The sequence below is a fragment of the Streptomyces sp. NPDC091682 genome (genome assembly GCF_044756625.1).
In the GTDB taxonomy this organism is placed as follows: domain Bacteria; phylum Actinomycetota; class Actinomycetes; order Streptomycetales; family Streptomycetaceae; genus Streptomyces.
The window spans coordinates 1-18484 of sequence record NZ_JBIVTH010000005.1 but is presented as its reverse complement, the minus strand read 5'-3'; the positions used below and the strand labels follow the sequence as shown (position 1 = coordinate 18484).

The 18484-nt window shown below is 70.4% G+C and carries 16 protein-coding genes; 9 read left to right on the top strand and 7 right to left on the bottom strand.

Annotated features, from left to right (window positions below):
* Nucleotides 1-3 precede the first annotated feature (3 nt).
* On the bottom strand, nt 4-3114 hold the full coding sequence (locus ACIQK6_RS13075) for an NACHT domain-containing protein (RefSeq protein ID WP_402694792.1): 3111 nt from the start codon (nt 3112-3114) through the stop codon (nt 4-6).
* A gap of 115 nt (nt 3115-3229) precedes the next feature.
* Here ACIQK6_RS13075 and ACIQK6_RS13070 point away from each other — a divergent pair, with 115 nt between their 5' ends.
* Genes ACIQK6_RS13070 through ACIQK6_RS13060 form a run of 3 tightly spaced genes read left to right on the top strand, consistent with a single transcriptional unit; the run spans nt 3230 to nt 5942 of the window.
* Nucleotides 3230-4159 (top strand): sterol desaturase family protein, encoded by a 930-nt coding sequence (locus tag ACIQK6_RS13070; RefSeq protein WP_402694791.1) that lies wholly within the window; start codon nt 3230-3232, stop codon nt 4157-4159.
* Nucleotides 4156-4842 carry a lysoplasmalogenase gene (locus ACIQK6_RS13065; protein ID WP_402694790.1) on the top strand — a complete coding sequence of 229 codons (687 nt, stop codon included), beginning with the start codon at nt 4156-4158 and terminating at the stop codon, nt 4840-4842. The genes ACIQK6_RS13070 and ACIQK6_RS13065 overlap by 4 nt, the downstream gene beginning before the upstream one ends.
* 56 nt (nt 4843-4898) lie before the next feature.
* A complete protein-coding gene (locus ACIQK6_RS13060; RefSeq protein WP_266598059.1) occupies nt 4899-5942 on the top strand; it encodes a zinc-dependent alcohol dehydrogenase family protein in 1044 nt (347 codons plus the stop codon).
* Nucleotides 5943-6020: 78 nt separating this feature from the next.
* Here ACIQK6_RS13060 and ACIQK6_RS13055 read toward each other — a convergent pair whose 3' ends face one another.
* On the bottom strand, nt 6021-7577 hold the full coding sequence (locus ACIQK6_RS13055) for a S8 family serine peptidase (protein WP_329103428.1): 1557 nt from the start codon (nt 7575-7577) through the stop codon (nt 6021-6023).
* A gap of 257 nt (nt 7578-7834) precedes the next feature.
* Here ACIQK6_RS13055 and ACIQK6_RS13050 point away from each other — a divergent pair, with 257 nt between their 5' ends.
* From ACIQK6_RS13050 to moaA, 3 genes are all read left to right on the top strand, one after another.
* Nucleotides 7835-8200, top strand: coding sequence for a DUF485 domain-containing protein (locus tag ACIQK6_RS13050; RefSeq protein ID WP_329103430.1), 366 nt, complete (start codon nt 7835-7837; stop codon nt 8198-8200).
* Nucleotides 8197-9825 (top strand): cation acetate symporter, encoded by a 1629-nt coding sequence (locus ACIQK6_RS13045; RefSeq protein WP_329103432.1) that lies wholly within the window; start codon nt 8197-8199, stop codon nt 9823-9825. The genes ACIQK6_RS13050 and ACIQK6_RS13045 overlap by 4 nt, the downstream gene beginning before the upstream one ends.
* A gap of 178 nt (nt 9826-10003) precedes the next feature.
* On the top strand, nt 10004-10993 hold the full coding sequence (gene moaA, locus ACIQK6_RS13040; protein WP_329103434.1) for a GTP 3',8-cyclase MoaA: 990 nt from the start codon (nt 10004-10006) through the stop codon (nt 10991-10993).
* 67 nt (nt 10994-11060) lie between these two features.
* Here moaA and ACIQK6_RS13035 read toward each other — a convergent pair whose 3' ends face one another.
* Nucleotides 11061-11312 (bottom strand): hypothetical protein, encoded by a 252-nt coding sequence (locus ACIQK6_RS13035; protein ID WP_329103436.1) that lies wholly within the window; start codon nt 11310-11312, stop codon nt 11061-11063.
* A gap of 136 nt (nt 11313-11448) precedes the next feature.
* On the bottom strand, nt 11449-11790 hold the full coding sequence (locus tag ACIQK6_RS13030) for a DUF3099 domain-containing protein (protein ID WP_329103437.1): 342 nt from the start codon (nt 11788-11790) through the stop codon (nt 11449-11451).
* 176 nt (nt 11791-11966) lie between these two features.
* On the opposite strand from ACIQK6_RS13030, the gene ACIQK6_RS13025 reads away from it, so the two are divergent.
* Nucleotides 11967-12242, top strand: a complete 276-nt coding sequence (locus ACIQK6_RS13025; protein WP_329103439.1) for a GlsB/YeaQ/YmgE family stress response membrane protein — start codon at nt 11967-11969, stop codon at nt 12240-12242.
* A 123-nt stretch (nt 12243-12365) separates the two neighbouring features.
* On the opposite strand, the gene tyrS is transcribed toward ACIQK6_RS13025, so the two are convergent.
* The 3 genes from tyrS to ACIQK6_RS13010 form a co-directional block, all read right to left on the bottom strand.
* The gene (gene tyrS, locus ACIQK6_RS13020) at nt 12366-13634 is read right to left on the bottom strand and encodes a tyrosine--tRNA ligase (protein ID WP_329103441.1); all 1269 of its coding nucleotides are present in this window, start codon (nt 13632-13634) and stop codon (nt 12366-12368) included.
* 72 nt (nt 13635-13706) lie between these two features.
* Nucleotides 13707-15107: a metallopeptidase TldD-related protein gene (locus ACIQK6_RS13015; protein WP_329103443.1), complete on the bottom strand. Its 1401-nt coding sequence runs from the start codon at nt 15105-15107 to the stop codon at nt 13707-13709.
* Entirely contained in the window at nt 15104-16666 is a 1563-nt protein-coding gene (locus ACIQK6_RS13010; RefSeq protein ID WP_402694789.1) for a TldD/PmbA family protein, read from the bottom strand. Before ACIQK6_RS13010 ends, ACIQK6_RS13015 begins: the two co-directional genes overlap by 4 nt.
* Nucleotides 16667-16811: 145 nt before the next feature.
* Here ACIQK6_RS13010 and fabG point away from each other — a divergent pair, with 145 nt between their 5' ends.
* Entirely contained in the window at nt 16812-17531 is a 720-nt protein-coding gene (gene fabG / locus ACIQK6_RS13005) for a 3-oxoacyl-[acyl-carrier-protein] reductase (protein WP_402694788.1), read from the top strand.
* A 5-nt stretch (nt 17532-17536) separates the two neighbouring features.
* Nucleotides 17537-18307 carry an enoyl-ACP reductase FabI gene (gene fabI, locus ACIQK6_RS13000; RefSeq protein WP_402694787.1) on the top strand — a complete coding sequence of 257 codons (771 nt, stop codon included), beginning with the start codon at nt 17537-17539 and terminating at the stop codon, nt 18305-18307.
* The last annotated feature ends 177 nt before the right edge of the window (nt 18308-18484 follow it).

Sequence of the window (18484 nt, the reverse complement as noted above, 5' to 3'; positions counted from 1 at the left end):
ACGTTAGAAGAACGTGATCCGCTCCGGTGGGATCCGCTCTATCCCCGTGAACGAGGTCTGCCGGTCGAGTTCCAGGCGCAAGTGGTCCGCCCTCGCCAAGGGTGAGACGTCCACGGTCCCGGCGCATTCGGCGAGGCGCAGCCGGGTGAGCGTCGGAAGGTCCAGCAGGGGCTCCAGGCCACCACCATCGAGCCCGCAGCGCAGCAACATCAATTCCTCCAGATGCCGGTACGGCAGCAGGTGGCCGAGGTCGACCAGCGTGGTGAACCGGATCTGCAGGGAGGTCAGACCGGTGAGCGGCCACCCTGCCACGAGCTGTACGTACTGGATGTCGCCCGAGACCGTGAGCGAGGTCAGCGCGGGCCAGCGCTCGAGTCCGTCGAGGGAGACTCCACGGGCGCCCTGCCACAAGGTCAGTTTCGTCAGTTCCGGCGCGGCGGGGATGTCCGCGAGACGTCGTTCCTTGGGCTCGAAACCGATGACCAGTGAGCGGAGCCCTGCGACTCTGCCGAGCGGGGCCAGGGACATTCCCTCCGGCACGTAGCCGAACGACAGGCTGTTCACGGGTAGTCCGCCCACCGGCTCGATGCCCTCCAGATCGGGGCAGTCGAAGACCCCGAGATGCCGCAGGGCGTCGTGGCCCGCCAGCGCCGACAGATCCCGCAGTTCGGGATTTCCCTGAAGCACCAGCCACTCCAGGTCCCGCCGGGTGCTGATCACGGCGGGTATGCGTCCGGTCCAGCTGAGGTGAACACGGCGGATGTGGGGAAGCCCCGCGTACGCCGTCAGTTGCTCGGGGGTCCGGATGTGCAGATGTGCCTCGCCGGGGGAAGCGTTGGCCAGCACTGATTCCGCGTAGGCGGTGGTTTCGAAGCGCCCCCACGACTCGGAGACCTCGTGCGCCACCTCGTACCGGTGGTCCTGACCGAAGCCGGCGATCACCTGGAGCGCCCGGTCCCCGCCCACCAGCGCGGCCGTCCGGATGCATGAGGCAGCCTCGCCCCCGCTCAGACCGTCGGGACCCGGCAACAGCTCCAACACCATCTCCCCGGCTTTGGCCAGGTCCTCTGCCTGTTCCGGAGTTCGTGGAGGCAGCAGCTTCGCGGTCCTGGCCTGCACTTCGCCATGGATCTCCGGGTCCAGCTCGGGAGCGTGGTCCAGGCAGGCCGCGGCCAGGAGTACCAGCCGGTGGCGATAGGCCTTGACCTTCTCGGAGCGCCGGAGCAACTGGCGTAGCAGGCGGGCGCGTTCATCGGGGCGGGCATGGCCCACGGCCATCCGGACGACGTCGTCCCAGGCGTCCTCGTGCGCGTGTCCCACCAGCACGCCGAAGTCCCGGGCCTCCACGGCGGCCTTGGCGCCGAGGTAGTCCCGGAAGGTTCGGTGCACGAACTGGACCGAGCCGGGTACGGGCTCGATCAGCAGGCCGCTGCGGATCAAGAGGTGGTTGAACACCTGCTGTGCGCTGCTTCCCTGGGCCCGGACTTGGGGCATGGCATCGAGCCATCTGTCCACCATCGCCACGACCTCGTCGTGGTCCGCCTCCAGATGCTCGTTGCGGATCAACCAGTAGGCGAGCCGCTGGAGCAGCAGTGTCTGCTCGTCCCGGGACAGGTAGACCCCCTCGACCCCGGTGATCTCGCGCTCGTTGTCACGGCGGACGAGAAGCATGTCGAGCGCGGCATCGTAGAGCTCCTTGCGGGCGCGCGGGAGGTGCATGTGCCGATCCCGGTTGAGCGCACAGAGCAGTGCGCACATCAAGGGGTTGGTCGCCAGCCGTCCCAGGTCGCGGCGTGTACTCACGGCCCGTACGAGGGACTGTTCGTACCGGTCGAGGTGAGCCAGCTCCTCGGCGGAGTGGCAGTCAGTTCGCGCCGCGTCGTGCCAGTGGGTGATGAACGCCTTGGTGCCCCGACGCTCCATCGGTAGGAGGGAGCTCCGTGAGAAGCCGTGGCCCGACAACCAGTCCTCCCTTACCGCCGAAGGCCGGGTCGTCACGACGTACCGGGCGTCCGGATACGCTCCGACCAACGACCACAGCCAGGCCTCCGTCTGGTTGCGCAGGTGCTGCGGAACCTCGTCCACGCCGTCGACGAGGACGAGTGCCCGCCCGCTGCGCATGAGGGCCGATGCCCAGCCCGGGGGTGCCTCGCCATGCAACGGGACTCCCGTCGCCTGTAGGAAGTACTCCGGCATCGGCGGCGGTTCCTGGGACCTGATGAGGGAGCGCAGACGCAGGACGAACGGCACCGACCGGTTCAGTTCGTCGAGCTCCGGACCGAAGGTCCGCCGGGCGGCGTTGAGCGCGAGCCATTGGACCAGGGTGCTCTTGCCGGATCCGGCCGGTCCGCGTAGGAGGAGCCGCGGAGCGTCCCGCAGCGTGTGCTGCACATCGGTCGAGGTCCTGTGGGACCCCAGCGCTTCCTGGGGGGACTCCTCACCGCTGACCGACAGGCTGATGTACGCCACGTCCAGCGGCCATTCCTGGCGGGAGCGGCTGAGGGTGAGGCCGAAGAGCTGGAGGCGGCCGTGGGCGCGGGCCACGTACTGCGCGTACCGCTCCTCGAAGGCGTACGCCGCTCCGGCCCCGGTGGAGCCCAGTCGGTCCAATGAGCGCACCAGCTCGCCCGTCCGCCGGACCAGTTCCACCTCCGCACGGGCGCCGAAGCCCGGCAGGGTCGTCACGTACTCCACCGCGTGGGTGCAGCACAGCCGGACCAGCCGGCCGTACAGGGCCTCCGCCGCCGGGCTCAGGCCCGCCGGCGGGTCGGGGAGGGTCGCCGCCAGGGCCGTCGGGTCGAGGTCCGCCGCGAAGAGGGACTCCGGGTCCAGGGGGCCGAGCGCCGCGAAGGCGTCGCCGACCGCGTCCAGCGCCGCCAGGCGTTCGTGCTCCGGCAGCCGGGCCGCCGCCTCGCCGAGGCGCTCCGCCAGGGCTTCGGCCAGGCGCCGCAGCTCCGCGTCGCCGAGTTCCGCCGGAGGCTTGCGCCAGCGCGGGGCCGGCCGTGTCGGGTCGGCCACCAGGCCCGCTCCCGGGGCCCGGGCCAGGAGGGACTTCACCAGCGTCCCCGCCGCCGTCCCCGCCGCCCGTAAGAGAAGCGTCTCCAAGCCCGTCATGCCCCGCCCTCCCCTTGGTCCGGACATCATCGCGTGAACCGCCGGTAACCCCGATGGATACCGATCGGTAACAACCCCTAGCGGCACCCCCGAGAGCGCCTCTATGGTGCGGGACATGCCGAACCTGCCCGATGTCGTGCTGTGGTCCATACCTGCCTTCGTGCTGCTCACCGTCATCGAGGTGGTGAGTTACCGGCTCCATCCCGACGAGGACGCCGCCGGCTACGACGCCAAGGACGCCGCCACGAGCATCACCATGGGGCTCGGCAGCATCGGCTTCGACCTGCTCTGGAAGATCCCGGTCGTCGCCGTCTTCACCGCGGTCTACGAACTGACCCCGCTGCGCGTGCCGTTCCTGTGGTGGACCGCCCTGCTGATGCTGCTCGCCCAGGACTTCCTCTACTACTGGCAGCACCGTCTCCACCACGTCATCCGCATCCTGTGGGCCTGCCACGTGGTCCACCACAGCAGCCGGCGGTTCAACCTCACCACCGCCCTGCGCCAGCCCTGGACCAGCGCGACCACCTGGTGGTTCTACCTGCCCATGGTGGCCCTCGGCGTGCATCCGGCGGCGATCCCCTTCTGCTACGGGATCAACCTGCTCTACCAGTTCTGGGTCCACACCGAGCGCATCGGGAAGCTGCCGCGGCCCTACGAGTACGTCTTCAACACCCCCTCCCACCACCGGGTCCACCACGCCTCGCAGGGCGGCTACCTCGACCGCAACTACGGCGGCATCCTGATCGTCTGGGACCGGATGTTCGGCTCCTGGGTGGGCGAGACGGACAAGCCCGTCTACGGGCTCACCAAGAACATCGGCACCTTCAACCCGCTGCGCGTGGCCACCCACGAGTACGCGGCCATCGCCCGGGACGTGCGCGCCGCCGGGAGCTGGCGCCAGCGGGCCGGACACGTCTTCCGCGGCCCCGGCTGGCAGCCCGCATCCGCATCCGCATCCGCATCCGCACCCACAACCGCATCCGCTCCGGCCACCGGTGCCGCCACCGACCCCGCCGCCCCGGCCGTACAGGAGACCACCGCGTGAGCACCGCCGAGTCCCCGGGCCGACCCGCCCCCGCCTGGGCCGCGGCCCCGACGCCGGCCGGTCGGTCGCGCCTCGGCCACATCGCCCTCCTGGCCTTCGCCGTGGCCGCCGCCGTCGACCTCGGCTCGCTCCTCGCCGGCTGGCACCTCGGGCACGTCGTCGCCAAGCCGCTGCTGATGCCGCTGCTGGTGACCCACATGGCCACCCGCGGCGCCCCCCGGCTGCTGCTCGCCGCCCTGCTGTTCGGCTGGGGCGGCGACCTGGCCCTGCTCTTCGACGCCGAGCCCGCCTTCCTCGTGGGCATGGGCTCCTTCGCCGTCGGGCACGTCTGCTACCTCGTCCTCTTCGGCAAGCGGCCCGCGAACCCGCTGGTCGGGGGTGCGTACGCGCTCGCCCTCCTCGGCACCGTCGCCCTGCTGTGGTCCGATCTGCCGCCCGACCTGCGGATCCCCGTGGCCGGCTACAGCCTGCTGCTCACCGCGATGGCGTTCCGTTCCAGCGCCCTCGGCCTGCGGGCCGGGATCGGGGGCGGGCTGTTCCTGCTCTCCGACACCCTCATCGCCACCGGCGTCGCCGAATGGCCCCAGCTGCCCCGCCCGGACTTCTGGATCATGGCCACGTACCTGGCCGCCCAGTACCTGCTGGCCACTGGCGCGACCTCCCGGGAAGCAGGCGTACGGTAGGACGGTTCCACAGTCGTACAAGACTGAACGATTTCGAACCGGAGGACTGCATCACCATGCGCGCCACCGTCATCCACGCCCCGCACGACATACGCGTGGAGGAGGTGCCCGACGCTGCGATCCAGCGCCCCGAGGACGCCGTCGTTCGCGTCCTGCGTGCCTGTATCTGCGGTAGCGACCTGTGGGCCTACCGTGGCGAGGCCGCGCGTCAGCCCGGCCAGCGCATCGGCCACGAGTTCCTGGGCGTCGTCGAGGAGACCGGCTCCGCCGTGTCCGGCCTGCGGGCCGGCGACCTCGTCGTCGCGCCCTTCATGTGGTCGGACGGCACCTGCGAGTACTGCTCCGAGGGCCTCTTCACCTCCTGCGAGCACGGCGGCTTCTGGGGCTCGGTCGGCCACGACGGGGGCCAGGGCGAGGCCGTCCGCGTCCCGCACGCCGACGGCACCCTGGTGAAGCTGCCCGCCGAGGCCGTTTCCGACGACCACCTGCTGACCGGGCTGCTCGCGCTGTCCGACGTCATGGGCACCGGCCACCACGCCGCGCTGGGCGCGGGCGTGCGCGAGGGCTCCACGGTCGCCGTCGTCGGCGACGGCGCGGTCGGCCTGTGTGGCGTCCTCGCCGCCAAGCGCCTGGGCGCCGAGCGGATCATCGCCCTGGGCCGCCACACCGTACGTACGGACATCGCCAAGCTCTTCGGGGCCACCGACGTCGTCGCCGAGCGCGGCGAGGCCGCCGAGGCGGCCGTGCGCGAGCTCCTCGGCGGCCGGGGCGCGCACGCGGTCATCGAGGCGGTCGGCACCGAACAGTCGATGCGCACCGCCGTGAACATCACCCGCGACGGCGGGGCCATCGGCTACGTCGGCGTCCCGCACGGCAGCGGCACCGGCCTCGACCTCGGTGTCATGTTCGACCGCAACATCACCCTGCGCGGCGGTGTGGCCCCGGTCCGCGCGTACATCCCGGAGCTGCTGGAGGACGTGCTCAGCGGCGCGATCGACCCGGCGCCCGTCTTCGACCGGGCGGTGTCCCTGGACGAGGTCCCGGACGGCTACCGGGCGATGGACGACCGCAGCGCGCTCAAGGTGATGATCAAGCCCTGATCCACCGCCGGGTGCGAGCGCGGCCGGGCCGGGCGGGGTGATCCCCGCCCGGCCCGGCCGTTCGTCCGCCGGGTCGGACTACTTCACGGCCTTGAGCGCGTCGATCACGCCGTAGCCGTAGTAGCCGGTCTGGCCCCACTTGGCCCGGCAGGTGGTGGCGTCGATCAGGGTGCCCGTGGCGTCGTATATCTGCGTCGGGCAGGCAGCCTTGGTGGACTGGGCCTTCAGCATCGCCTGGAGCTGCGAGGGCGTGGCCGACGGGTGGGCGCTCTTGAGGAGCGCCGCGACGCCGGCGACGTGCGGGGCGGCCATCGAGGTGCCCTGCTTGTAGCCGTAGCCCCCGCCCGGGACGGTCGACAGCACGCGTCCGTTGGAGTCCGGGGTGTCCGGGACCTGCCACTTGTCACCACCGGGGGCGGCGACGTCCACGACCCCGAGGCCGTAGCTGGAGTAGTACGAGCGCAGGCCCTTGTCGCCGGTCGCGGAGACGGTGACCACGCCCGGCAGCTGCGCGGGCAGGTCCAGGCAGACCTTCGGGTCGATGGTGCGGGTGACCGGGGTGGTGTCGTTCGGGCTGGTCGTGTCCTCCAGGGAGGCCGCGGCCAGGTCCTGGTTGGAGTTGCCGGCCGAGGCGATGTGCAGCGTGCCCTTGCGCTCGGCGTACTTGGTGGCCCGGCCGATGGCCTCCACCAGCGCCTTCTGGTCGTCGTCCGACTTGCAGTTGAAGAGCCAGGGGTCGACGTAGTAGCTGTTGTTGGTCACCTCGATCCCCGTCTCGGCGGCGAACATGAAGCCGCAGACGACCGCTTCGGTGTAGAAGAGGCTGGTCCCGGGCTCGCTCACCTTGATCGCGGCGATCTGCACGCCCGGCGCGACACCGCTGACGCCGATGCCGTTGCGCGCGGCCCCGATGGTGCCGGCCACGTGCGTGCCGTGGTCGCTGCCGTCGGGGTACGGGCGCCAGGCGCCCTCGGTGGTGTCGGCGACGCCGCCCACGCAGTTGGCCGACTGGCCCTTGGAGAAGTTCGGGGCGAGATCGGGGTGGGTGTCGTCGACCCCCGTGTCGATGATGCCCACGGTGACGTTCCGACTGCCATCGTTGATCTTGTGAGCCTTGTCGGCCTTGATCGTCCGCAGGTCCCACTGGTTGGGCTCCAGCGGCTCCTGACCCTCCTGGGCCGCTGCCGCAGCCTTGGCGGCGTCCGCCGCGCTCAGCTGCTGGGTCGCGCCCTCGTCGGTGGTCCGCGCCGCCGTCATCGGGGCCGTCCGGGTGGCGCCGACCGACACGAACAGGCCGCGCTGGGCGCGCAGCTGCTTGGCGAAGTCCGGGTCCTGGGAGTGTGCGACCACGACCCCGATCTGCTCGTAGGCCGTCACCACCGTGCCGCCGGCCCGCTCGATCGCCTTCTTCGCCGCCTTCACCGTGGCGTACGCGTTCAGGTTGGCCACGTACGACAACTTGGGGCTGGAGGCGTCGGCCTTCGCGGCCGTCGCCGTGTCGGCCGCAGCGGCCAGCGGGGCGGCCGAGGCCGAGATCGCGGGCAGGAAGGCGAGCGAGGCGGTGAGCGCCAGGCCGACGGGTACGGCGAGAGCACGGCTGCGCTTCTTGGGCGCACGCGACCCCAGCTGATCCATGGGTTCTCCAGGTCATCTTCGAAAAAGCCGCCCGGACGCGGTCACGTCGGGCGGGTTCATGACAAGTGAACCTAGCGTCGCCGTTCCCCTCTCCGCCATCAGTTCGAGAAATCAATTCCCCAAGAATCAATCGGTGTTGAACCGTCCCGACGCGCCGTCCGTGCCGTTGACAGGGGGGCTCGGCACCACCGTCCCCCCACACGGAGGTTGTTTTGTCCGTCGTCCCCACCGCACCCGCGTCACAAGGAGATCCCCCCGTGACCACCGAAGCAGCGCCGCCGCCCGGCAGCGCGGGAACGCCCACGGCGGTCCCCACGGCAGCTGACTACGCGAGCGTCCAGCAGAGCGCGGACTTCGCCGAACTGCGCAGCTCCTACCGCTCCTTCGCCTTCCCGCTCACCGTGGCCTTCATCGCCTGGTACCTGCTCTACGTCCTGCTGTCCAACTACGCGGGCGGCTTCATGGGGACCAAGCTCTTCGGCAACATCAACGTCGCCCTCGTGCTCGGCCTCGCCCAGTTCGCGACGACCTTCCTGATCGCCTGGCTCTACGCACGGCACGCCGCCGCGAAGCTCGACCCCAAGGCCGAGGCCATCAAGGCGCGGATGGAGGCCGCCGAATGAGCGGCGCGCACCACCTGACGACGCTCGCCGCGGGAGCCTCCGAGCACCGTCCGCTGATCATCACCTTGTTCGGACTGTTCGTCGTCGCCACCCTGATCATCACGGTCTGGGCCGGCCGCCAGACCCGGGGCGCCGCCGACTTCTACGCGGGCGGCCGCCAGTTCACCGGCTTCCAGAACGGCCTCGCCATCTCCGGCGACTACATGTCCGCCGCGTCCTTCCTCGGCATCGCCGGAGCCATCGCCCTCTTTGGCTACGACGGCTTCCTCTACTCGATCGGCTTCCTCGTCGCCTGGCTGGTCGCCCTGCTGCTCGTCGCCGAGCCGCTGCGCAACTCCGGCCGCTACACGATGGGCGACGTCCTCGCGTACCGGATGCGCCAGCGGCCCGTCCGCACCGCCGCCGGCACCTCCACCATCGTGGTCTCGATCTTCTACCTGCTCGCCCAGATGGCCGGCGCCGGCGTGCTCGTCTCCCTGCTCCTGGGCATCACCAGCGACGGCGGCAAGGTGGCCGTCGTCGCGCTGGTCGGCGTACTGATGATCGTCTACGTGACCATCGGCGGGATGAAGGGCACCACCTGGGTCCAGATGATCAAGGCGGTGCTGCTGATCGCGGGGGCCCTGCTGATCACCTTCCTGGTGCTGCTGAAGTTCCACTTCAACATCTCCGACCTGCTGGGCAAGGCCGCCGAGAACAGCGGACAGGGGGTGAAGTTCCTCGAACCCGGTCTCAAGTACGGCAAGGACTCGACCTCGAAGCTGGACTTCCTCTCGCTCGGCCTCGCCCTCGTCCTCGGCACCGCGGGGCTTCCGCACATCCTGATCCGCTTCTACACCGTGCCCACGGCCAAGGCCGCCCGCAAGTCCGTGAACTGGGCCATCGGCATCATCGGCGCGTTCTACCTGATGACCATCGCCCTCGGCTTCGGTGCCGCGGCCCTGCTGAAGAGGGCCGACATCCTGGCCTCGAACAAGGCCGGCAACACCGCCGCACCCCTGCTGGCCCAGGCCGTCGGCGGCGGCCCCGACTCCACCGGCGGCGCCATCCTGCTCGCCGTGATTTCCGCGGTCGCCTTCGCCACCATCCTGGCCGTCGTCGCGGGCCTCACCCTCGCCTCCTCCTCGTCCTTCGCGCACGACCTGTACGTCAACGTGATCCGCAAGGGCAAGGCCACCGAGAAGGAGGAGATGCGCGCGGCCCGCTGGTCCACCGTCGTCATCGGAGCGGTCGCCATCGGCCTCGGCGCGCTGGCCCGCGACCTGAACGTGGCCGGCCTGGTCGCGCTCGCCTTCGCGGTCGCCGCCTCCGCGAACCTGCCGACGATCCTCTACAGCCTCTTCTGGAAGCGCTTCACCACCCAGGGCGCGCTCTGGTCCATCTACGGCGGACTGGTGTCGGCGGTTGGCCTGGTGCTGTTCTCCCCGGTGGTGTCCGGAAAGCCCACCTCCATGTTCAAGGAAGCGGACTTCTTCTGGTTCCCGCTGGAGAACCCGGGGATCATCTCGATCCCCCTCGGCTTCCTGCTGGGCTGGCTGGGAACCGTCCTCTCCAAAGAGAAGGCCGACCCCCAGAAGTTCGCCGAGCTGGAGGTGCGTTCCCTCACCGGAACCGGGGCGCACTGACATCGTCCGAACACCCAGCGTGGCCGCGTCGTAGATCCCTACGACGCGGCCACGTCACGTCTCGTTCATTCAGGCACCTCTGGATGACACAGGCGTCACGTAGTCTCGAAATAGAACGCGTGAAGTAGATCCGATGTCCGCGCGTACCTCTACTTCCGGACAGGGGAGGGGGCCCACAGTGCTTCTCGATACCTACGGCCGCGTGGCCACTGACCTGCGCGTCTCACTGACGGACCGGTGCAATCTGCGGTGCACCTACTGCATGCCCGAAGAGGGGCTGCAGTGGCTCGGCAAGTCGGACCTGCTCAGTGATGACGAGATCGTCCGGTTGATCCGCATCGCGGTCACGCAGCTGGGGATCACCGAGGTCCGGTTCACCGGCGGCGAGCCGCTGCTGCGACCCGGCCTGGTCGGCATCGTCGAGCGGTGCGCCGCCCTGGAGCCCCGCCCCAAGATGTCCCTGACCACCAACGGTATCGGCCTGAAGCGCACCGCGCAGGCCCTGAAGTCCGCCGGCCTGGACCGGGTGAACGTCTCGCTGGACACCCTGCGCCCCGACGTCTTCAAGACCCTCACCCGCCGCGACCGGCACAAGGACGTCATCGACGGCATGGCCGCGGCGCGCGAGGCCGGCCTCACCCCCGTCAAGGTCAATGCCGTGCTCATGCCCGGCCTCAACGACGACGAGGCCCCCGACCTGCTGGCCTGGGCCGTGGAGAACGAGTACGAGCTCCGCTTCATCGAGCAGATGCCGCTCGACGCCCAGCACGGCTGGAAGCGCGACGGCATGATCACCGCCGGGGACATCCTGGAGTCCCTGCGCACCCGCTTCACGCTCACCGAGGAAGGCGCCGCCGAGCGCGGCTCCGCCCCGGCCGAGCGCTGGGTGGTCGACGGGGGCCCGGCCACCGTCGGTGTCATCGCCTCGGTCACCCGCCCGTTCTGCAGCGCCTGCGACCGTACGCGGCTCACGGCCGACGGCCAGGTGCGCACGTGCCTGTTCGCGACCGAGGAGTCGGACCTGCGCGCGGCCCTGCGCTCGGGCGCCCCGGACGAGGAGATCGCCCGGCTGTGGAAGGTCGCCATGTGGGGCAAGAAGGCGGGGTCCGGCCTCGACGACCCGTCCTTCCTGCAGCCCGACCGCCCGATGTCCGCGATCGGCGGCTGACCCGGGTCCCGGGACCGCAGTCCCGGACCAGGTCAGGGCGGGTCAGGTGAGGTCACGTCAGGGCGGTTCAGCGCTGGCGTTCCGAGCCCTCCGGCTGTACCCACTCGTCCAGTTTCACGACGTCCTTGAGGAAACCGCGGACCCCCAGGAACTGGGAGAGGTGTTCGCGGTGCTCCTCGCACGCCAGCCAGGTCTTGCGCCGCTCCGGCGCGTGCAGCGTCGGATTGTTCCACGCCAGGACCCATGCGGCCGCGTCGCGACAGCCCTTGGCGGAGCAGATGGGGTTCTCGTCGGGGCCGGAGGCGTTGGAGGAAGTCACAGGCCCACATTAGAACGGAATGGCGACGCCGAGCAGCCACGGGGGGAGCTGCCCGGCGTCGGTCCGTCGCTCCGACGGGGGATGCGGAGCGCGTGAGCAGTATGTCACGCAGGACCCGCTGGAGTGCACAGGAACTTCACGATTGATCTGAGCTTTTCCTGAGGTTTCCAGGGTCGAGCGCCGGCCGCACGGGGGCCGGGACGAAGTGCGAGGGCAGCGAGGGCGTCGACTCCCGTCCGGCATTGGCAATGACCACGGCCACGTAGGGGAGCAGGGCTCCCGCCACGAGCGTCACGATGGCCACCGGGCGCTGTACGTTCCACAACAGTACGGTCGCGATGACCGACAGGGTCCTGATCCCCATCGAGATCACGTATCGCCGCTGGCGGCCCCGCACGTCCTCGGCGAGACCCATCCGTGCGCCGGTGATCCGGAAGACCTCGGCCCCGTTCCGCTTCTGCCGCTTCGTCCGCTCCACGCTCCACCACCCGATCGCCCTCCGGGCGCTCTCGACCCGGTCCCTTCCACGGTACGCCCGTCCCCGGGCCGGGAGGCGAGGGGGGACCCCCGTACGACGCCGTCCGAAATGCGCCGTACGCCGGATGGGTCGACACTGGGCGCACGTGCGCACAACGCGCCGGGAGGAGGCTCGACATGGGTTGGTTGTGGGCGATCATCGTCGGTTTCGTGCTGGGGCTGATAGCCAAGGCCATCCTGCCGGGCAAGCAGCACCAGCCCCTGTGGCTGACCACCCTGTTCGGCATCGTCGGTGCCGTCATCGGCAATGCGGTGGCCACGTGGATCGGTGTGGGTGAGACCGCGGGCATCGACTGGACCAGGCACCTGCTGCAGATCGCGGGAGCGGTCCTCGTGGTCGCGCTCGGCGAGATGGCGTACGGAGCGATCAAGGGCAAGCGGCAGACGACGTGACCCACCGCGGGTCATGACGGAGGGGCCGGCCGGACCACATGGTCCGAACCGGCCCCTCCGCCGTGGTCCGCCGCGCTCCGCAGTGCTCGCCGCTCGGTCGTGCCCTGCGGCGCGCCGGTCGGGTCAGGCGCCGGTGACCTCCACCGCGGCCAGGTTCTTCTTGCCGCGGCGCAGCACCAGCCAGCGCCCGTGGAGCAGGTCCTCCTTGGCGGGGACCGCGTCCTCGGCGGTGACCTTCGCGTTGTTCACGTAGGCACCGCCCTCCTTCACGGTCCGGCGGCCGGCCGACTTGCTCGCGACCAGGCCGGTCTCCGCGAGCAGGTCCACCACGAGGCCGGGTTCCGGCACCTGGACGTGCGGCAGCTCGGACAGGGCCGCGGCCAGCGTGGCCTCGTCCAGCTCCGCCAGGTCGCCCTGACCGAACAGTGCCTTCGACGCGGCGATCACGGCGGCGCACTGGTCGGCGCCGTGCACGAGCGTGGTCAGCTCCTCGGCCAGCGCCCGCTGGGCGGCGCGCGCCTGCGGCCGCTCGGCGGTCTGTGCCTCCAGCTCCTCCAGCTCCTCGCGGGACTTGAAGGACAGGATCCGCATGTAGGTGGAGATGTCCCGGTCGTCCACGTTCAGCCAGAACTGGTAGAACGCGTACGGCGTGGTCATCTCCGGGTCGAGCCACACGGCGCCGCTCTCGGACTTGCCGAACTTGGTGCCGTCCGCCTTGACCATCAGCGGAGTCGCCAGCGCGTGCACGACCGCGCCCGGCTCGACCCGGTGGATCAGGTCGAGCCCGGCCGTCAGGTTGCCCCACTGGTCGGAGCCGCCCTGCTGGAGCACGCAGCCGTAGCGCCGGTACAGCTCCAGGAAGTCCATGCCCTGGAGCAGCTGGTAGCTGAACTCGGTGTAGCTGATGCCCTGGTCGGAGTCGAGCCGCTTGGCGACCGAGTCCTTCGTCAGCATCTTGTTGACGCGGAAGTGCTTGCCGATGTCCCGCAGGAACTCGATGGCGGACATGCCCGCCGTCCAGTCCAGGTTGTTCACCATGAGCGCCGCGTTCTCGCCCTCGAAGGACAGGAACGGTTCGATCTGGGTGCGCAGCCGGGTCACCCAGTTCGCGACGGTCTCCGGGTCGTTCAGGGTCCGCTCGGCCGTCGGTCGCGGGTCGCCGATCTGCCCCGTGGCCCCGCCGACCAGCGCCAGCGGCCGGTTGCCGGCCTGCTGGAGCCGGCGCACGGTGAGCACCTGGACCAGGTGCCCCACGTGCAGCGAGGCCGCGGTCGGGTCGAAACCGCAATAGAAGGTGACCGGACCGTCCGCGAAGGCCTTGCGCAGCGCTTCTTCGTCGGTGGACTGGGCGAAGAGCCCGCGCCACTTCAGTTCGTCGACGATGTCAGTCACGGTCGTGACTCTCCTTGAGAGATGGAGTGAGTAGGGATGAGGATGAGGGGTCTACCCGCACATTCTAGGTGGTCAGACGCCCTTGCTCACCGAGCTCATGTTGAAGTCCGGGATGCGCAGGGCCGGCATCGCGGCACGGGTGAACCAGTCGCTCCACTCGCGCGGCAGGGTCTTCTCGGTCCGGCCGGCCTCCGAGGCCCGCGACAGCAGGTCCACGGGGGACTCGTTGAACCGGAAGTTGTTGACCTCGCCGACCACCTGCCCGTTCTCCACCAGGTAGACGCCGTCCCGGGTCAGGCCGGTGAGCAGCAACGTCGCCGGGTCCACCTCGCGGATGTACCAGAGGCAGGTCAGCAGCAGGCCCCGCTCGGTGGCCGCGACCATCTCGTCGAGGGACTTCTCGCCGCCCGCGTCCAGGATCAGGTTCCCGAAGCCGGGGGAGAGCTGCATTCCGGTCAGGCCCGCCGTGTGCCGGGTCGTGCTCAGCCGGTTCAGGTGACCGTCCGCGATCCACTCGGTCGCCGGGACCGGCAGGCCGTTGTCGAACACCGAGGCGTCGTCGCCGGAGCTGTGCGCGATCACGAACGGCGCGGACTCCAGGCCCGGCGCGTTCGGGTCGCTGCGCAGGGTGAGCGGCAGCCCGGACAGCTTCTCGCCGAGCCGCGTGCCGCCGCCGGGCTTGGAGAAGACCGTACGGCCCTCCACCGCGTCCCGGGCCGCCGCCGACCACATCTGGTAGATCAGCAGGTCGGCCACGGCGGTCGGCGGCAGCAGGGTCTCGTACCGGCCCGCGGGCAGGTCGATCTTCCGCTCCGCCCAGCCGAGGCGCACGGCGAGCTCCGCGTCCAGCGCGGTCGGGTCCACGTCCTTGAAGTCCCGGGTGGAGCGGCCCGCCCAGGCGGAGCGCTGCCGGTCCGGGGACTTCGCGTTCAGCTCCAGGGTGCCGTTCGGCTGGTCGTGGCGCAGCCGCAGGCCCGTCGAGGTGCCCACGTACGTGGAGACCAGCTCGTGGTGGGCGAAGCCGTACAGCTCCCGGCCGCCCTCACGGGCCCGGGCGAAGGCCTCGCCGAGGGCCGGGGCGAAGTCCGCGAAGACCGCCGAACTCGTCTCGGCCGGGGCGTCGGTGAAGTCCGGCGAGGCCGGGATCCCGGCGACCAGCTGCTGGGCGTCCTCGGCCGGGCCCGCCCCGCGGGCGGCCGCCTCGGCGGCCCGGACCAGCGGCTCCAGGTCGTCCGCGGTCACGGCGGAGCGCGAGACGACCCCCGAGGCCGTGCCCTCCTTCCCGTCGACCGTGGCGATGATCGTCAGGGTCCGGCCGCGGGTCACGCCGTTCGTCGTCAGGGCGTTGCCCGCCCAGCGGAGATTGGCGCTCGACCCCTCGTCCGCGATGACGACGCAACCGTCGGCCGTGGACAGCTCCAGGGCCCGCTCGACGACCTCGTGGGGCTTGGTGATGCGAATCGACGAGCTCATCGCCCGGCCTCCTGCGTGGTGTTCAGGATGTTCACGTCGCGGAACAGCGCGGACGGGCAGCCGTGCGAGACCGCCGCCACCTGGCCCGGCTGGGCCTTGCCGCAGTTGAAGGCGCCGCCCAGGACGTAGGTCTGCGGGCCGCCGACCTTCTCCATCGAGCCCCAGAAATCGGTGGTGGTGGCCTGGTAGGCGACGTCGCGCAGCTGCCCCGCCAGCTTGCCGTTCTCGATCCGGAAGAACCGCTGCCCGGTGAACTGGAAGTTGTAGCGCTGCATGTCGATCGACCACGAGCGGTCGCCGACCACGTAGATCCCGCGCTCCACCCCGCCGATCAGGTCCTCGGTCGAGAGCCCGCCCGGATCCGGCTGGAGGGAGACGTTCGCCATCCGCTGGACCGGCACGTGCCCGGGGGAATCGGCGAAGGCGCAGCCGTTGGAGCGCCCGAGGCCGGTCAGCTTCGCGATCCGCCGGTCCAGCTGGTAGCCGACCAGGGTGCCGTCCTTGACCAGGTCCCAGCTCTGCGCCTGGACGCCCTCGTCGTCGAAGCCGACGGTGGCCAGACCGTGCTCGGCGGTGCGGTCGCCCGTCACGTTCATGATCGGGGAGCCGTACTTGAGCTTGCCCAGCTGGTCGAAGGTGGCGAAGGAGGTCCCCGCGTACGCCGCCTCGTAGCCCAGCGCCCGGTCCAGCTCGGTAGCGTGGCCGATGGACTCGTGGATGGTGAGCCACAGGTTGGACGGGTCCACCACCAGGTCGTAGCGGCCGGCCTCGACGCTCGGCGCCCGCATCTTCTCGGCGAGCAGGCCGGGGATCTGCTCCAGCTCGGAGTTCCAGTCCCAGCCGGTGCCGGTCAGGTACTCCCAGCCGCGCCCCGCCGGCGGGGCGATGGTGCGCATCGAGTCGAACTCGCCGGTTCCGCCGTTCACGGCGACCGCGGTGAGCTGCGGGTGGATCCGGACCCGCTGCTGCGTGGTCGAGGTGCCCGCGGTGTCGGCGTAGAACTTGTTCTCGTGGACGGCGAGCAGCGAGGCGTCCACGTGGGCCACCCCGTCGGCCGCCAGCAGGCGCGAGCTCCAGTCGGCGAGCAGCGCGGCCTTCTCGGCGTCCGGCACGTCGAAGGGGTTCACGTCGTAGGCGGAGATCCACGTCCGGTCGGCGTGCACCGGCTCGTCGGCGAGCTCCACGCGCTCGTCCGACCCCGCGGCCTTGATCACCTGGGCGGACAGCTTCGCCATGGCCACGGCCTGCGAGGCCACCTTGGCGGCGGCGTCCATGGTCAGGTCCACACCGGAGGCGAATCCCCAGCTGCCCCCGTGCACGACCCGGACCGCGTACCCGAGATCGGTGGTGTCGGAGCCACCGGACGGCTTGGCGTCCCGCAGGCGCCAGGAGGCGCTGCGGATCCGTTCCAGCCGGAAGTCGGCATGCTCGGCGCCCAGCGCGCGGGCCCGGGCGAGCGCCGCATCGGCGAGCGCCCGCAGGGGCAGCGCGGTGAAGACCGCGTCGATGGAATGGGGCACGGAAGTCCTCCCGTGGTCGGGGCCGGTCGCCCCGATCATGTCGCGATCGGGGGCTTCGTGCCTACATCTTTCTGTAGGGATTCGACAGAGCCGGTCGCAAGGCCCTGTCGGGGGTCGATTCCCCGTACGAGCGGTGCGACCTATAGGTTTTTGGTATTCAGACCGCTAGCGAAAGGGTGATCCGTTGAGCCGCTCGGTTCTCGTCACCGGAGGAAACCGGGGCATCGGCCTCGCCATCGCCCAAGCCTTCGCGGAGGCCGGCGACAAGGTCGCGATCACGTACCGGTCGGGTGAGCCGCCGGAGGCGCTCACCTCCCTCGGTGTCCTAGCGGTGCGCTGCGACATCACCGTCTCCGAGCAGGTGGAGCAGGTCTACAAGGAGATCGAGGACGCGCACGGCGCGGTCGAGGTCCTCGTGGCCAATGCCGGCATCACCAAGGACACGCTGCTGATGCGCATGTCCGAAGAGGACTTCACCTCCGTCCTCGACACCAACCTCACCGGCACGTTCCGGGTGGTCAAGCGCGCGAACCGGGGCATGCTCCGGGCCAAGAAGGGCCGCGTCGTCCTGATCTCCTCGGTCGTCGGCCTCCTGGGCTCGGCCGGCCAGGCCAACTACGCCGCCTCCAAGGCCGCGCTGGTGGGCTTCGCCCGCTCCCTCGCCCGCGAGCTGGGTTCCCGCAACATCACCTTCAACGTCGTCGCCCCCGGTTTCGTGGACACCGACATGACGAAGGTGCTCACCGACGAGCAGCGCGCGGGCATCGTGGGCCAGGTGCCGCTCGGCCGTTACGCGCAGCCCGAGGAGATCGCGGCAGCCGTTCGCTTCCTGGCGTCCGACGACGCCGCGTACATCACCGGAGCCGTCATTCCCGTTGACGGCGGATTGGGCATGGGTCACTGATCACCATGAGCGGAATTCTCGAGGGCAAGCGCATCCTCATCACGGGTGTGCTGATGGAGTCGTCCATCGCCTTCCACACGGCCCGGCTGGCTCAGGAGCAGGGCGCAGAGGTCATCCTCACCGCGTGGCCGCGGCCGTCGCTGACCGAGCGCATCGCGAAGAAGCTGCCGAAGCCGGTCAAGGTGATCGAGCTCGACGTCACCAACGACGAGCACCTGGCCCGCCTGGAGAGCCTCGTCCGCGACGAGCTCGGCGGCCTCGACGGCGTCGTCCACTCCATCGGCTTCGCGCCGCAGGACGCCCTCGGCGGCAACTTCCTGAACACCCCGTTCGAGTCGGTGGCCACCGCCATGCACGTCTCGGCGTTCTCGCTGAAGTCGCTGGCCATGGCCTGCAAGCCGCTGTTCCCGGCGGAGGGCGCGGCCATCGTCGGCCTCACCTTCGACGCGCAGTTCGCCTGGCCGCAGTACGACTGGATGGGCCCGGCCAAGGCCGCCCTGGAGGCCACCAGCCGTTACCTCGCCCGCGACCTGGGCAAGGAGAACATCCGCTGCAACCTGGTCTCGGCCGGTCCGATCGGCTCCATGGCCGCGAAGTCCATCCCGGGGTTCGGCGAGCTGGCCGAGGTCTGGAACACCCGCTCCATGCTGAACTGGGACATGAGCGACCCGGAGCCGGCCGGCAAGGGCGTCGTCGCCCTGCTCTCGGACTGGTTCCCGAAGACCACCGGCGAGATCGTCCACGTGGACGGCGGCCTGCACGCGATGGGCGCCTGATCCTCGATCGGCCCTCCCCGTCCGCACGGCGGCGGCCGCGCTTCCCTTCCGGGAGGCGCGGCCGCCGCCGTTTGCGCACTCCGCGGGGGGGGTGTCTCTATGTCCTTCGTCAAGGACGTGGTGCCGGGTATGCGGGCGTTTGGGGTGGTCATGCGGCGAGGGTGATGGTGGGGGTTC